At 72.9% G+C, this 765-nt stretch carries 1 protein-coding gene and 1 pseudogene; one reads left to right on the top strand and one right to left on the bottom strand.

Going from position 1 to position 765, the window contains the following annotated elements:
* Window positions 1-330, top strand: a pseudogene (locus FOE67_RS27455) (hypothetical protein); the annotation flags it as partial.
* 186 nt (window positions 331-516) lie between these two features.
* Here the strand turns inward: FOE67_RS27455 and FOE67_RS27450 are convergent.
* Entirely contained in the window at window positions 517-615 is a 99-nt protein-coding gene (locus FOE67_RS27450; RefSeq protein ID WP_003948845.1) for a 30S ribosomal protein bS22, read from the bottom strand.
* Between the last annotated feature and the right edge of the window lie 150 nt (window positions 616-765).

Below are 765 nucleotides of genomic sequence, written 5' to 3'. Positions count from 1 at the left end.
GCGTCAGATGGGTATAAGAGACAGGACCCCTCCGCCGAACCCCCCGGGGCGAACCCGCCACGGGAGACCGACGGGGAGGGCGGCTCGTCCCCCGGCGGGGCGGAGAAACCGGAATCGGTCGGCCCGTCGCCCTCCGGGGAGGAGCAGCGCCGGCCCGGTCAGGGAGAGGGCGCCGGGACGCCGGGAGCCGAGCCGGAGGAGGGAGCGGCGGGCACCGACCCCACCGAGGCCGTGCCGGCCGAGCCCGGGGCGGAGATCACCCTTCCCCCGCTCATCGACGGCCTGTTGCCCGGCCTGGGCATCGACGTACGGCCCGGCGACCGCTCCTGACCGCCCCCGGACACCGGCGGGCGGAACGGGGGCTCCGGGAACGCGCGACGGCCCCCGGGACGGATACCACCGTCCCGGGGGCCGTTTCCGCGACCGCACGGAACCCCGTGCCCCCGATCGGGACACGACTCGGCCCTCCCACCCGAACGAACGGGAAGGGAGGGCCGGGCTCTCAGCGGCGTTCGCTCACTTCTTGTTGCGGCGCTGCACACGCGTGCGCTTGAGGAGCTTGCGGTGCTTCTTCTTCGCCATACGCTTGCGCCGCTTCTTGATGACAGAGCCCACGACTACCCTCGCTCACTTCGATTACTCGGTGCGGGGCGTCCGAGCCCACACGACCTACATCGGGCCAGCCTACCGTTTACCGGCCCTCCGGGGTTAATCGAGGTACCGAGGAGGGGCCGGGAAACACCGGAGAGCGGCGGGACCCGGCCC

The organism is Streptomyces calidiresistens (assembly GCF_014141525.1).
In the GTDB taxonomy this organism is placed as follows: domain Bacteria; phylum Actinomycetota; class Actinomycetes; order Streptomycetales; family Streptomycetaceae; genus Streptomyces; species Streptomyces calidiresistens.
This window is presented reverse-complemented; position numbering and strand designations above follow the sequence as displayed.